The sequence below is a fragment of the Mesorhizobium sp. C264A genome, from assembly GCF_040324515.1.
Taxonomy (GTDB): domain Bacteria; phylum Pseudomonadota; class Alphaproteobacteria; order Rhizobiales; family Rhizobiaceae; genus Mesorhizobium.
In genome coordinates this window covers 769,357-783,000 of sequence record NZ_JAMYVY010000002.1, presented here as the reverse complement: position 1 = coordinate 783,000, position 13,644 = coordinate 769,357, and the positions used below count along the sequence as shown (strand labels likewise).

Here is a 13,644-nt window from a genome sequence, read left to right as displayed (position 1 = left end):
GTAAGGCATCAGCCGAGGCCGCTCCTAGCACAACAAATACCGACTTTCCCTTTTCGGGATCATGGTCTAGGCAGACGTTTGGATCGCGCCCGCAAACAGGGCGCCCAAAGGGGCCGCATCATGAGCAGGAAGACCCTGATCGCGCCATCGGTGCTGGCGTCGGATTTCTCGAAGCTCGGCGACGAGGTCGAGGCGGTGACGGCGGCCGGCGCCGACTGGATCCATCTCGACGTCATGGACGGGCATTTCGTGCCCAACATCACCTTCGGCCCGCCGGTGATCAAGGCCATCCGCAACCGCACCAAGGCCTTTTTCGACTGCCATTTGATGATTGCGCCGGCCGATCCTTATCTGGCTGCCTTTGCCGATGCCGGCTGCGACGGCATGACCGTGCATGCCGAGGCCGGACCGCATCTCGACCGCTCGCTTCAGACCATCAAGGGTCTCGGCAAGAAGGCCGGCGTATCGCTCAATCCGGCGACGCCGGAAAGTGCGATCGAATATGTGCTCGACCGGCTTGACCTGATCCTGATCATGACCGTCAATCCGGGTTTCGGCGGGCAGGCCTTCATCCCGGCCATGGTCGACAAGGTCAAGCGGGTGAAAGCGCTGATCGGAAACCGGCCGATTCGCATCGAGATCGACGGCGGCGTGTCGCCGGAAACTGCCCCCCTTGTCACATCAGCCGGCGCCGATGTGCTGGTGGCAGGCGCCGCCATCTTCAAGGGCGGCAGCGTCGAAGCCTACCGGGCCAATATAGAAGCCATCCGAACCGCGGCCGACCGGGCTGCCGGCTGACATCAGTTCCAGGGCAAGTTCCCGGCTGGTCGGTTCTCCTCGGCCTGATCTCCCTGCCTGATCCTTCGATCTCCCAAGAAGCCGTCAACGGGTGGCAGCCGCAAGGGCATCGCGGCACGCGACAGGATCGCGGCATCCGGCACTAGTTTTGGCCCATAAACCTAGTGGATAACTGCCGAAGGGATCTGCATGCGGGGAGAGGTCAATCCGGCGGCATGACGCGCGTTAAGACAAAATTATCCGTATTCGGGATCTCGAAGCTGTTTCTCGAGGGCACCTGCCATGCTGGGAGACAAACTTTCTTCAGAAGAACAAGTTTTTCACGATTTTAGTTACTTCCGGCGGATAAGATGCGGTCAACCTTCCTCTTTAAGTCGAATATCGTGATCTTTCGCTTGAGGGGCGGATGCCTTAGGAGCTACAGTAGATTCACACGGGAAATCGTTTGCTTCGCGAACGGGCTAGCGGAGCTTGGGAGAGCTACAGGAGTCATATTGACCTACGGATCTGCCGATGTGAGCGAAGGCGCGGGACCCAAGAGCACACTCGCTAGTACGGTCTATCAACAGCTTCGCGACGATCTCCTGCGCGGCGTGTTTGAAAGTGAAAGCAAGCTTCGTGTCGAATGGGTGGTTTCCCGTTACGGCGCCGGCGCCTCACCGGTTCGCGAGGCCCTCAACCGACTTGCTTCGGAGGGTCTGCTCGGCCGCCACGACCAGCGCGGTTTCTTCATCATGCCGGTCAGTGCCCCGGAACTTGAGGAATTGACGCGCACTCGCTGCTGGCTGGAAGAGCGGGCCCTGCGTGAATCCATTGCCAACCGCACCGGCGAATGGGAAGAGCAGCTCGTGCTGGCCTTGCATCGCCTGGCGCGTGCCCCGCGCCGCTTGCCGGAGGATCCGTCCTCGAACAATCCGGAATGGGAAAAGCTGCACCGCGCCTTCCATCGGGCACTGATCGCAGGCTGCCGCTCGCATTGGCTGACCGGCTTTTGCGACCAGCTTTCGGATCAGGCCTCCCGCTACCGGCTGATCTCCCAGGACGGCAGCGAGCGCGACGAAATCAGTGAACATCGGCTGATTGCGGAGCGCACGGTGGATGGCGATGCCGATGGCGCCGTTGAAGCCCTCCTCAGCCACTACCGTCTGACGGCAGCCATGTGCATGGAGCGCTTCAACGACAGCGGCGATCCACGCGTGAGCGCCACCAAGGCGCTGCGCAGTCGCAGATAGAAGCGCTTCCGGTCCGCTATCCAAAATCCGCCCGCTATCCAAAATCGCCCGTTATCCAAGTCCGCTTGCCTTCATCTGATCGGCGGCAAACCCGATTTCACGTTTTTGCCGGACGGAGGCGAAATCGTTTCCTTTGTTCCAAGGCCATGCGCTAGAGCCGGATGAATTTCAGGCCGAATCGACCTGGAATCATCCGGCTCTAAATCAAAGGGTAGAGCATGATGTCCTCCGAAAACCGCTTCACACTTTTCGGCATCATGCTCTAGGGAAGGCGCATGACCAATCACCTGTTCGACGCGTTCCGCAGCCGGATTTCAGCCTCCGAGCGCATCCTGATGGCGACCGATGACGGACGCGCGATCGCCTATGGCGACATGCTGGCGCAATCGGCACAGCTGGCACATGCGCTGAGGCATTTCGGCGTCGAGCCGGGCGACCGCGTTGCCGTGCAGGTCGAAAAAAGCCCCGAATGCATTTTCCTTTACCTCGCCTGCCTGCGCGCCGGCGCGGTCTTCCTGCCGCTCAACACCGCCTACACGCTGGCCGAACTCGGCTATTTCTTCGGTGATGCCGAGCCGCGGCTGGTCGTCTGCGACCCGGCCCGCGCCGGCGCTATCGCGCCGTTGGCGCAGGCGTCGGGTGCTGCCACCTTCACGCTTGGCAGCAATGGTGAGGGCTCGCTGACCGAACTGGCGACACAACAGCCCACGGATTTCGACGCCGTGGCGCGCGGGCCGGACGATCTGGCCGCAATCCTTTACACATCGGGCACCACCGGACGCTCCAAGGGCGCCATGCTCAGCCACGAAAACCTGGCCTCCAATGCGCGCGTGCTGGTCGAGCAATGGCGTTTCACCGGGGATGACGTGCTGATCCATGCCCTGCCGATCTTCCACACGCATGGCCTGTTCGTCGCCACCAACGTCACCCTGATGGCCGGCGCCTCGATGCTGTTCGAGCAGAAGTTCGACGGCGCCCGCATCGTCTCGCTCTTGCCGCGCGCGACAGTGCTGATGGGCGTGCCGACCTTCTATACAAGGCTCCTGCAGCAGGACGGGCTGGATGTCCAGGCGGCGAAGAACATCCGCCTGTTCGTTTCCGGCTCGGCGCCGCTGCTCGCCGAAACGCACAAGGCCTGGCGCGAGCGCACCGGCCACGACATTCTCGAGCGCTACGGCATGACCGAGACCAATATGAACACGTCGAACCCCTATGAGGGCGAGCGTCGGGCCGGCACGGTCGGTTTCCCGCTGCCCGGCGTTTCGCTGCGCATCGCCGACCCTGACAGCGGCGATGCGCTTGGCCAGGGTGAAGTCGGCATGATCGAGGTCAAAGGTCCGAATGTCTTTTCCGGCTATTGGCGCATGCCGGAAAAAACCAAGGCGGAGTTTCGCAAGGACGGCTTCTTCATCACCGGCGACCTCGGCATCATCGACGCGGACGGCTACGTCCACATCGTCGGCCGCGGCAAGGATCTCATTATCTCCGGCGGCTACAACATCTATCCCAAGGAGATCGAGAGCGAGATCGACGCGGTTGCCGGCGTCTTGGAAAGTGCCGTCATCGGAATTGCCCATCCCGATTTCGGCGAAGGCGTCACCGCTGTCGTGGTGCGTGCGCCGGCATCGCAGATCACCGGGGCCGAGATCGTTGGCGCCATTGCCGACCAGCTGGCCAAATACAAGCATCCGAAGCAGGTGATCTTCGTCGACGAGCTCCCGCGCAACACGATGGGCAAGGTGCAGAAGAACCTGCTGCGCGAGACCTACAAGGGTCTCTACGGCTAATCCATAGCCGGCTAATGTCTTTGCCCAAGCGCTTCGCCTGGACATCTCTGTTCGCGGTTCGGCAGTGGCGCCTTTTACCTGCGCGGCTTTTTCACCCGAGTGCTGGAACCCCACAAAGCGCGGTTCAGCAGGCTGCGTTTGCGCTTGCGCGGGATGAGGTCGACGTCGCTGACGAGCTTGGCGCCGCCCTCCCGCCGCTCCAGGGTGATCTTGCGGCTATGGAAGGCTTCGAGCTCCGCACGATGCGCCACGCTGATGATGGTGACGTCAGGCAGTTCGCGGATCACCGTCAACATCATCGTGTCCTGGCTCTTCTCGTCGAGCGCCGAAGTCGCTTCATCCAGCACCACGATATCGGGGCGATGCAGCAGCAGGCGCGCGAAGGCGAGGCGTTGCTTTTCGCCGCCCGACAGCGTCTGGTCCCATGGCGCCTCTTCCTTGATCCTGCCGGTGAGATAGCCAAGCCCCACCTTGTCGAGGGCAGCCTTGATTTGCTTGATGGTCCACTTGTCCGCCGCCGCGGGATAGGCGACCGCGCGGCGAAGCGTTCCGGAAGGGATGTAGGGGCGTTGCGGCAGCATGAACAGGCGCCTGTCGGTGTGGAAATTGACGCTGCCGCCGCCCCATGGCCACAGGCCCGCGACGGCCCGCACCAGCGTCGACTTGCCTGAACCGGATTCGCCTGAAACCAGCACCCGCTCGCCCGGCTCGATCACGACCTCGGTTTCCTTGACCACGGAGGTGCCGTCGTCGAGTGTCACGGAAAGATTGTCGAGGCTGAGGATGGCGCCGTCTTCCGCTTCGCCCCGGTTGATGCGTCCGAGCGCATCGCTCTGCTCGGCGCGCTCGAGCCCGTCGAGCGACATCATCAGCGAGGCAATGCGCCGCGCGGAGGCGTTCCAGTCGGCGAGGCGCGGATAGTTGTCGACCAGCCAGCCGAACGCGCCTTGCACGATGCCAAAGGCAGACGCCGCCTGCATCACCTCGCCAAGCGTCATCGAGCCTTCGAGGAATTTTGGCGCGCACAAAAGGATCGGCACGACCGGCGCAAACAGGCTCGATCCCTGCGACACCGCCGCCGTGCGCATGTGCTGTCCGGTCAGCAGCGCCCATTGCCTCAGCACATGGCCGAAATTCCTGTCGATGCCGCTGCGCTCCTCGTCCTCGCCTCCCAGCAAGGCGATGCTTTCGCCGTTTTCGCGCACGCGCGTCAGCGTGTAGCGCAGTTCGGCCTCCGCCTGGTTCTTCCGCTCGGAGAGCTGGACGAAGTCGCGGCCGATGACCACCATCGAGGTCGAGGTGATGGCGGCATAGATGATCGCGGTGATGACCAGAAAGCCGGGAATGGTGATGCTCTCACCGCCGACCGGCAGGGTGAGCGCGCCACCGATGGTCCACAGCACGACGATAAAGGTCGAGGCCGACAAGAACGCGTTGAGGACGCCGGCGGTGAAATCGACCGGCGACTCGGTGGCGATGCGCAGATCCTCGGTCATGCGGGCCTCGGGGTTCTGGTGGTCGCCGCCCACGAGGTTCAGCTGGTAGTAGCGGCCGTTTGCCAGCCAGCGCGCGACGACCCCGGTGGTCAGCCAGGAACGCCAGCGGCGCTGGATCGTCATGCGCAGGTAGACCTGCGCGACGACAAGGCTGCCGCTGCAGATCACCAGCGGCACGAATACGGCGCTGAGGAGATAGACCGTGCGGGCGTTGCGCTGCTCGAGGGCATCGAACATCGAGCGGTTCCAGACATTGATGCCATACTGGAAACCGATGTTGATGCAGATCAGCAGCAGCACTCCGATCGTCAAAGGCCAGGCGAGCTTGTCGCCATGCCTCCCCCAATAGCCGCGCCCGCTGATCCAGAAACGCCGCAGCAGATATTTCTTGCGCGCCTGCTCGGCCTGCTCAGGCGTCAGCTTGGGATCGGGTTCGACGGCATCCGGCGGCGGCGCAGCCTCGCCAACGGGCTCGGACGTGGCTTCGGCGGCCGATGCTTTTTTCTCGCGCGGCGTGTCCTCGCGCGGTCCATCTCCGCGCGTTTGCCGTGACGGCTTTTCCCGACGCGACTTCGTGGCATCGCGCGCTCCGACACCATCGGCCGGTTTCGATTTGGGTTTTGCCTCGGACATATGCCCCGACAACGACCTCCATATCAAAAGGTTTCATGGTATGCGCCTGCCCGACGTTTCAGGAACGCCCGTCATTGCGGATATAAAAGCCCAACGACATGTTCTGCGATGGCGAGGCTGGCGGTAAGGCCAGGGCTCTCGATGCCGAACAGATTGACGATCTGACCGCCCCCGTGGTCAGCCGGTCCCTGGATGACGAAGTCGGCGGCCGGCTGGCCCGGACCGGACAGTTTCGGCCTGACGCCGGCATAGGCCGGTTGCAGGGCGCCGTCCGCCAGGCCGGACCAGTAGCGCCTGATTTCGTCGTAGAAGGCAGCGCCTCGTGCGGGATCGACGGTATAGTCGACGCGATCGATCCATTCGACATCCGGGCCAAAGCGCGCGCTCCCCGACATGTCGAGGGTCAGATGCACGCCGAGGCCGCCATGGACCGGCACCGGATAGATCAGCCGCGAAAAGGGCGAGCGGCCGGAAAGCGCGAAATAATTGCCGCGCGCCAGCCACAGCGGCGGAACACGGTCTTGCGGGAGGCCTTCGATGCGGCCGGCGAGCGCCTGCGCGTCGAGGCCGGCGGCGTTGATGAAGGCGCCGGTCTTCAAGGTGAAACCCTCGCCATCGGCGTCGCGCGTGTCGATCCGGATGCCGTCGGCTTCGATGCTCGCGCCTGAGACAACGGTGAGCAAGGCGAAAGATGCGCCGGCCGCTTCCGCGTCTCCACGCAATGACAGCATCAGCGCCTGGCTGTCGACGATGCCGGTTGACGGCGACAGCAGCGCGCCGGCGCAGCTCAGCGCCGGTTCCAGGCTTTCGGCCTCTGCGCGCGTCAAAAGCTTGAGGTCACCGACTCCGCATTGCGCCGCGTTGATCTGGATCGCCTGCAGTTTGTCCAACTGGTCGGGTTCGACGGCAACGATCAGTTTGCCGGTGCGATGATGGGCGACGTCGTGCTCGCGGCAATAGGCATAGAGACGCTCGCGGCCGTTGACGCAGAGACGGGCCTTCAGGCTGCCCGGCGTATAATGAAGCCCGGCATGGATGACTTCCGAATTGCGCGAACTGGTGCCGGTGCCGATGGCTGCGGCCTTCTCGACCACCAGCACCTCGCGGCTCGACAGCGCCAGCGCGCGGGCAATGGCGAGGCCGACAACACCGGCTCCGGCGACAACGCAGTCGACATCATGCATAAGTGGACTTTAGCGCGGACTGTCCGCGCCTGCAAAAACCTTGTCGCCGCCGATCCAGACGCCGTTGACGTCGAGGTTGTCCGACAGAGCGACAATATCGGCAGCCGTGCCACTGGCGAAGCGGCCGAGCCGGTGGGCCTGGCCGACCGCCTGCGCCGGATAGAGCGAGGCCATGCGCAACGCTTCCGACAGGTCCAGCCCGACGATCCTGTGCATGTAGCGGACGGCCGAGATCATATCGAGATCGGCGCCGGCCAGCGTGCCGTCGGCCAGCCGCAGACTGCCATCCTTGCGATAGATGATGCGGCCGTTGAGGGTGAACGACGTCATGTCGGTGCCGATCGTCGCCATGGCGTCGGTGACCAGCACGATCCTGCCCGGCCCCTGCTTGGCGCGCAGCGCGATTGCCATGGTGGCGGGATCGACATGGATGCCGTCGGCAATGATCCCGGCCGACAGACTGCCTATGTCGATGGCCGCACCCGCCAGCCCCGGCTCACGGTTGCCGATCTGGCTCATGGCGTTGAACAGATGTGTGACCACGCTGGCGCCGGCATCGGCAAAGGCTCTGGCCGTGGCGTAGCCGGTGTCGGAATGGCCGAGGCTGACAATCACACCGGCCTTGGCCAAGGCCGCAACGCGGGCAGGCTCGACGGATTCAGGCGCTATCGTCGTCAGCAGCACCGGCAGGTTTTTGCGTGCCGCGACCAGCGCCGCTTCATCCGCATCCGTCATCGGCCGGATCAGCGCCGGTTCATGCGCGCCCTTGCGAGCGACGGAGAGATGCGGCCCTTCGAGATGCAGGCCGAGAAATCCCGGCAGTTTTTGCCGTGCCGCCCCGGTGCCGGCGGCAATGGCCGCGGCGGTGATGTCAGGCGTATCTGTGATCAGCGTCGGCAGCAGTGCGGTCGTGCCGAACGGCGCATGCGCCCGGCAGATTGTTGCCAGCGAGGCGACATCGGGATGGTCGTTGAGCATGACGCCGCCGCCGCCATTGACCTGCAGGTCGACAAAACCCGGCACCAGCATGCCGCCCCCGGCGTCGATGCGGGCAACGCCCGACGGAATGGCGCCGACGGGATGAATGCCTTCGACCACATCGCCGTGCACGACAAGGGCGGCGTTGTCATGCCAGTCGTCGCCATCGAAAATTCGGGCGCCAGTCAGGGCAAAACGGTCGCTCATACGGTTTCCGTCACCTTGCGCAGATTGCGCGGTACATCCGGATCGAGGCCGCGATGGCGGGCGAAGGCTTCGACGAAGCCGTAGAAGGAGACGATCAGCGTCAGCGGGTCAGTCAAGGGATGACCGGTGGCGACATGCGGCAGCCGCGCCGCGCTCTTGGCTTTGTCCGAGGTTACAAAACTGCTGCACCCTTGCCGGCAAGGTTGTCGGCAGCCTCTGCCACGGACGGCTCGGAGGCATCGCGGGCGGCGAGCGCCAGCACCGGGAAGCCTGGCCCGACCAGGGCCAGCGGGCCGTGCATGACTTCGGCGGCGCTATAGGCCTCTGCATGCATGCCGCAGGTCTCCTTGAATTTCAGCGCCGCCTCGTTGGCCATCGCCGCCGACGGGCCACGTCCCAGGATGAACAGCGATTGCGGCGTCTCCAATGCGCCGGCCAGCGCCATCCAGTCGCAGGCGATCGCCTTGCTGAAATGCTCGGGCAGGCGGGCAAGGGCGGCCAGCAGTCTGTCGTCGCCGGTGCAATGCGCCATCAGCGCCAGGCCGGCGACCGCCGAATTGACGAATGTCTTGGTCGCCGCGACGCTGCGCTCGGGGCCGGCCAGAATGTCGATGGCAAAATCCGAAGCCCGCGCCAGCGGCGAATCGGCGGTGTTGGTGATGGCGACGGTGAGCGCACCGCCGGCTCGTGCCGTCTCGGCCATGGCGACGATATCAGGGCTTTTGCCGGATTGCGAGATGGCGAGGCAAGCCGAACCGGCGAGCTTGAGCTTGGCGCCGTAGATCGAGGCGACCGATGGGCCGACCGAAGCGACGGCCAGGCCGGCGGTCAGTTCGACGGCATATTTCATGAAGGTGGCGGCATGGTCGGACGAACCGCGCGCGACGGTAACGACGAAGCTCGGATCGCGCTCGCGAATGCCGCGTCCGGCCTCGGTCAGCACCGCCGCCGAGCCATCGAGCAGGCGAGCGACGGCTTGCGGAATTTCGTCGATCTCGCGCCGCATATGGGTGGTCTTGGGGATCATGGTCGGCCCTCTTCGCTCGGCCCTGTCAGGCGCAATTCGGCGACGAAATCATAGGCATCGCCGCGGTAGATGGAGCGGGTGAACTCGATCACCTTGCCGCTCGCGAGATAGGAAATGCGTTCGATGTGCAGGCCGGCAATGCCGGATGGCACTTCGAGCAGACGCGCATCGGCGTCGCCGAGATTGGCGGCCGATATGCGCTGCACCGCCCGCACCGGCCGGTTACCGGTCAGTTGCAGCGCCGCATAGAGTGACGAGCCTATCCCGGCCGGATCCGGCAGCACGCTGGCCGACAACGAGGCGCGCTCGATGGCCAGCGGCGTGTCGTTTGCGATGCGCAGGCGCGCCACGCGCGCCACCAGCTCGTTCGACGACAGGCCGAGCACCATCATCTCGTCGGGCGAGGGCGGGTAGAGGTCGCGATCGAGCCAGGCTGAACGCACCGCCATGCCGCGCCTTGCCATGTCCTCGGTAAATGAAGTGAGCCTGGAGAGCGACTGCTCGACGCGCTCCATGCGCGGCGCGACGAAGGTGCCGGAGCCGTGGCGCTGCACGAGGATGCCGCCCTTGACCAGATCCTGCACCGCCTTGCGCACGGTGACGCGCGAAATGTCGGCCTTGGTGGCGATGTCGCGCTCGGAAGGCAGCGCATCGCCCGGCCCGATCAGGCCGCGATTGACGGCGTCCTCGATGCTTTTCCTGAGCTGCAGATAGAGCGGGGCGCCGCTCTGCGACGACTGCTTCAGCGTGGCGAAGATCTGGTCGGCGGCGTCGCTCATCGCGTCGCCTCCGCTTTGGCGAAGATGCGGGCCGCCATCTGCACGGCGCCGCCCAGCGCATCGTCGAGCGGCGCTTTCACCAGCGCCTGGTAGCGCTGGGAAAGGCGCGGCCCATAGAGCGGCGCCAGCCCGCCGAGCAGGCAGAGCGGGGCGTCATCAGAGAGGTCGAGCGCGTGGAGCGACTCCTCGACATCGGCAACCGACTTGTCCACGATCCAGTTGGCGACGCTGTCGCCCTTCTCGGCATGCTCGAAAACCTTGGGCGCGAAGCCGCCGAAATCGCCGGGCTTGGCATTGGTGGTGAACTCGACCACGTCTTCGGGATTGTTGCGGAAAATGCCCATCATGCTGTCGGTCAGGACTGAGCGCGGCCGGACGCCGTCATGGGCGAGCAGCGTCTGCTCCAGCAGGTCGCGGCCGATCCGGGCGCCGCTGCCTTGATCACCGACCTGAAAGCCCCAGCCGCCGATGGCGCGCGACGTGCCGCCCTTGCGCGCCATATAGGCGGTGCCGGTGCCGAGGATGGCCATGGCGCCGTCACCAGAGCCGACTGCCCCTTCGAGCGCGATCTCGGCGTCCGTCTCGACGCGGCTGATGCTGAACGGCAGGATTGCTTCAAGCTGCTGGCGGTAGGTGCCGACATTGGCGCCGGCAAGGCCGAGAATGGCTGGTGTCTGCGGGATCAGGTCCGGATCTTGCCCGGCGGCGATGAAGGCCTGACGAGCAGCCTCGACGATGTGGGTGCGAGCGCCGGTGAGATCGGTGCGGATGTTGGCGGCGCCGCTTTTGGCACGGCCAATGACAACGCCATCGCCTGTCGCAAGGGCTGCCCTGCAGCTGGTGCCGCCGCCGTCGATACCGAGCACGAATTTCACGCGATGTCTCCTCCGGGCGGATAATACCAATAAAATACCAATAGCCAAGGGATTAATTTCCGTTTCAAAAAGATTAAGGCGTATCAGGTTGAAAAACCCGGGAATTTTGCCGGCTCAACGATTTCCAGTTCGCAATTTCGTTAATGCGTGTGGACAAGTGGTATTTTTTTGGTATTGTTCTTCCATCGGAGGGACAGGGATGACCGAACCGCGCACCGAAGCGCTTCACAGCAATGCCGAGGGACTGGACATCCAGGCCCCGGACGCCATCCTTTCTTCTTTGGTCAATGCGCAGATCGAGGCCGCCAAGGCTGTGCGCGACGCCATTCCCGCCATCGCCGCCGCAGCCGAAATCATCGCCGAGCGGCTGAACGGCGGCGGCAAGCTCGCCTATGCTGCGGCCGGCAGCTCCGGCCTGATGGCGCTGGCCGACGCGCTGGAGTTGCCCGGCACCTTCGGCATCAAGCGCGAACGCATCGCCATCCTCATCGCCGGTGGCGACGACGCTTTCAAGACCCTGGCCGGCGGACCGGAAGACGACACCGACGAAGCCTCGACGGCAATTGCCGGCGCCGGCATCGGCAAGGGCGACTGCCTGATCACGATTTCGGCCAGCGGCTCGACGCCCTATGCGGTGCAGGCGCTGAAGGATGCGCGCAGCCGGGGCGCGGCAACCATCGCCATTGCCAACAACAAGGACACGCCCCTGCTCAGGCTGGCCGACGTCGCCATCCTGCTCGAGACGCCACCGGAGGTGATTGCCGGCTCGACGCGCATGGGCGCCGGCACTGCCCAGAAGATCGCGCTCAACATGCTGTCGACGCTTACCGCCATTCATCTCGGCCATGTCCATGACGGCTACATGGTCAATCTCACCGCCGACAACATCAAGCTGCGCGACCGCGCGGCTCGCATCGTCGCCGCTATCAGCGGCCGCGACCGGCAAGACGCCGTGCGGCTGCTCGAAGCGAGCGGCGGCGTCGTCAAGACAGCCATTCTGCTCGCCGCCGGCGCTGCCAACGCCGTTGCGGCCGAGAAGATACTGGAAGGGACCGGCCAGAAGCTGCGGCCGGCCCTTTCCGCGATCGAGGGGAACAAGGGCGCGAAGGCCCCTGTTCTCAAAACCGAACCTGAAAAAGGTCAACAGGGAGACTAGCATGACAACGAAATTACTGACGGCACTGCTTCTCGGCACCAGCATTCTCGGCACCGCCGGGTTGGCTCACGCCGATGACGTAACGCTCAATATCGAAAGCTGGCGCGGCGACGACCTTGCCATCTGGAAGGACAAGCTGATCCCGGCTTTTGAGGCCAAGAACCCGGGCATCAAAGTGGTGTTCGCACCGTCGGCGCCGACCGAGTATGACGCCGCACTCGGCGCCAAGCTCGCCGCCGGCTCGGCTGGCGACCTGATCACCTGCCGCCCGTTCGACAAATCGCTCGAACTGTTCAAGAAGGGCAACCTTGCCGATCTGTCTTCGCTGCCCGGCATGGAGAACTTCTCACCGGTCGCCAAGGCGGCATGGCAGACCGACGACGGCAAGGCGAGCTTCTGCGTCCCGATGGCCTCGGTCATTCACGGCTTCATCTACAACAAGGACGCCTTCGACAAGCTCGGCCTCAAGGTGCCGACGACGCGTGACGAGTTCTTCGCCGCGCTCGACAAGATCAAGGCCGACGGCACCTACATCCCGATGGCCATGGGCACCAAGGACCTATGGGAAGCCGCGACCATGGGCTATCAGAACATCGGTCCGAACTACTGGAAGGGCGAAGAGGGCCGCGCAGCGCTGATCAAGGGCGACCAGAAGCTGACCGACAAGGACTGGGTTGCTCCCTATGAGGAACTGGCCAAGTGGAAGCCTTATCTCGGCGACGGCTTCGAGGCCCAGACCTATCCGGACAGCCAGAACCTGTTCACGCTTGGCCGCGCCGCCATCTACCCGGCGGGATCGTGGGAGATCGGCCTGTTCAACACCCAGGCGCAGTTCAAGATGGGCGCCTTCCCGCCGCCGGTCGAGAAGGCCGGCGACACCTACTACATCTCCGACCATACCGATATCGGCATGGGCCTGAATGCGGCGTCGAAGAATGCCGACGCGGCCAAGACCTTCCTGTCCTGGGTCGCCTCGCCGGACTTCGCCACCATCTACGCCAACGCTTTGCCGGGCTTCTTCAGCCTAAATTCCACCCCGGTGAAGATGGAAGACCTGCTGGCGCAGGAATTCGTCTCCTGGCGCGACAAGTGCAAGTCGACGATCCGCTCGACCTACCAGATCCTGTCGCGCGGCACGCCGAACCTCGAGAACGAAACCTGGGTTGAATCGGCCAACGTCATCAACGGCACCGACACGCCGGAAGCTGCCGCCAAGAAGCTGCAGGACGGCCTCGACAGCTGGTACAAGCCGGGCAAGTAAGCTCAGGACAGACAGGCCCCCAAGTGGACGGCCCTGCGTTTTTCGATAGCATCATCGACTGCGAACGACGGCGCCGCCCCTCATCCGCCTGCCGGCACCTTCTCCCCGTATAGTGACGGGGAGAAGGATCAGCCGAAACGCAGGCGCCCCCTCTCCCCGTCCTTCACGGGGAGAGGGTAAGGGTGAGGGGCAGCGCTGCCGTCGAAGGCATTGCTAAACCTGATCGGCGGG

The 13,644-nt window shown here is 64.2% G+C and carries 10 protein-coding genes and 1 pseudogene; 5 read left to right on the top strand and 6 right to left on the bottom strand.

What is annotated here, in order from left to right; all coding sequences use genetic code 11:
- The first annotated feature begins 120 nt into the window (after positions 1–120).
- From rpe to NKL04_RS22760, 3 genes are all read left to right on the top strand, one after another.
- Positions 121–798, top strand: coding sequence for a ribulose-phosphate 3-epimerase (gene rpe, locus NKL04_RS22770; RefSeq protein ID WP_023668852.1), 678 nt, complete (start codon positions 121–123; stop codon positions 796–798).
- A 494-nt stretch (positions 799–1,292) separates the two neighbouring features.
- Positions 1,293–2,030 (top strand): GntR family transcriptional regulator, encoded by a 738-nt coding sequence (locus NKL04_RS22765; protein WP_023668851.1) that lies wholly within the window; start codon positions 1,293–1,295, stop codon positions 2,028–2,030.
- A 275-nt stretch (positions 2,031–2,305) separates the two neighbouring features.
- Positions 2,306–3,817 carry a malonate--CoA ligase gene (locus tag NKL04_RS22760; RefSeq protein WP_031209739.1) on the top strand — a complete coding sequence of 504 codons (1,512 nt, stop codon included), beginning with the start codon at positions 2,306–2,308 and terminating at the stop codon, positions 3,815–3,817.
- Between the two features lie 74 nt (positions 3,818–3,891).
- On the opposite strand, the gene NKL04_RS22755 is transcribed toward NKL04_RS22760, so the two are convergent.
- From NKL04_RS22755 to NKL04_RS22730, 6 genes and pseudogenes are all read right to left on the bottom strand, one after another.
- Positions 3,892–5,946: an ABC transporter ATP-binding protein/permease gene (locus tag NKL04_RS22755; protein ID WP_023752420.1), complete on the bottom strand. Its 2,055-nt coding sequence runs from the start codon at positions 5,944–5,946 to the stop codon at positions 3,892–3,894.
- Between the two features lie 71 nt (positions 5,947–6,017).
- Complete coding sequence (locus NKL04_RS22750; RefSeq protein ID WP_352447207.1) at positions 6,018–7,130, bottom strand: NAD(P)/FAD-dependent oxidoreductase; 1,113 nt, start codon at positions 7,128–7,130, stop codon at positions 6,018–6,020.
- 9 nt (positions 7,131–7,139) lie between these two features.
- Positions 7,140–8,315 (bottom strand): N-acetylglucosamine-6-phosphate deacetylase, encoded by a 1,176-nt coding sequence (gene nagA / locus NKL04_RS22745; protein WP_023702503.1) that lies wholly within the window; start codon positions 8,313–8,315, stop codon positions 7,140–7,142.
- A pseudogene (locus NKL04_RS22740) lies at positions 8,312–9,342 on the bottom strand (SIS domain-containing protein). The gene nagA and the pseudogene NKL04_RS22740 overlap by 4 nt, the downstream one beginning before the upstream one ends.
- Complete coding sequence (locus tag NKL04_RS22735; RefSeq protein WP_023696933.1) at positions 9,339–10,121, bottom strand: GntR family transcriptional regulator; 783 nt, start codon at positions 10,119–10,121, stop codon at positions 9,339–9,341. Before NKL04_RS22735 ends, NKL04_RS22740 begins: the two are co-directional and overlap by 4 nt.
- Positions 10,118–10,996: a glucosamine kinase nucleotide-binding domain-containing protein gene (locus tag NKL04_RS22730; RefSeq protein ID WP_023702502.1), complete on the bottom strand. Its 879-nt coding sequence runs from the start codon at positions 10,994–10,996 to the stop codon at positions 10,118–10,120. The genes NKL04_RS22735 and NKL04_RS22730 overlap by 4 nt, the downstream gene beginning before the upstream one ends.
- A 199-nt stretch (positions 10,997–11,195) precedes the next feature.
- Between NKL04_RS22730 and NKL04_RS22725 the strand changes: the two genes are divergently transcribed.
- Both NKL04_RS22725 and NKL04_RS22720 read left to right on the top strand, forming a co-directional pair.
- Positions 11,196–12,152 carry an N-acetylmuramic acid 6-phosphate etherase gene (locus tag NKL04_RS22725; protein WP_023702501.1) on the top strand — a complete coding sequence of 319 codons (957 nt, stop codon included), beginning with the start codon at positions 11,196–11,198 and terminating at the stop codon, positions 12,150–12,152.
- 1 nt (position 12,153) lies between these two features.
- Positions 12,154–13,413 carry an ABC transporter substrate-binding protein gene (locus NKL04_RS22720; RefSeq protein WP_023702500.1) on the top strand — a complete coding sequence of 420 codons (1,260 nt, stop codon included), beginning with the start codon at positions 12,154–12,156 and terminating at the stop codon, positions 13,411–13,413.
- Positions 13,414–13,644 lie beyond the last annotated feature (231 nt).

Coding starts and splice junctions, on each gene's coding strand:
- rpe (WP_023668852.1), top strand. CDS start 121: ATGAGCAGGAAGACCCTGATCGCGCCATCGGTGCTGGCGTCGGATTTC.
- NKL04_RS22760 (WP_031209739.1), top strand. CDS start 2,306: ATGACCAATCACCTGTTCGACGCGTTCCGCAGCCGGATTTCAGCCTCC.
- NKL04_RS22755 (WP_023752420.1), bottom strand. CDS start 5,946: ATGTCCGAGGCAAAACCCAAATCGAAACCGGCCGATGGTGTCGGAGCG.
- NKL04_RS22750 (WP_352447207.1), bottom strand. CDS start 7,130: ATGCATGATGTCGACTGCGTTGTCGCCGGAGCCGGTGTTGTCGGCCTC.
- nagA (WP_023702503.1), bottom strand. CDS start 8,315: ATGAGCGACCGTTTTGCCCTGACTGGCGCCCGAATTTTCGATGGCGAC.
- NKL04_RS22735 (WP_023696933.1), bottom strand. CDS start 10,121: ATGAGCGACGCCGCCGACCAGATCTTCGCCACGCTGAAGCAGTCGTCG.
- NKL04_RS22725 (WP_023702501.1), top strand. CDS start 11,196: ATGACCGAACCGCGCACCGAAGCGCTTCACAGCAATGCCGAGGGACTG.
- NKL04_RS22720 (WP_023702500.1), top strand. CDS start 12,154: ATGACAACGAAATTACTGACGGCACTGCTTCTCGGCACCAGCATTCTC.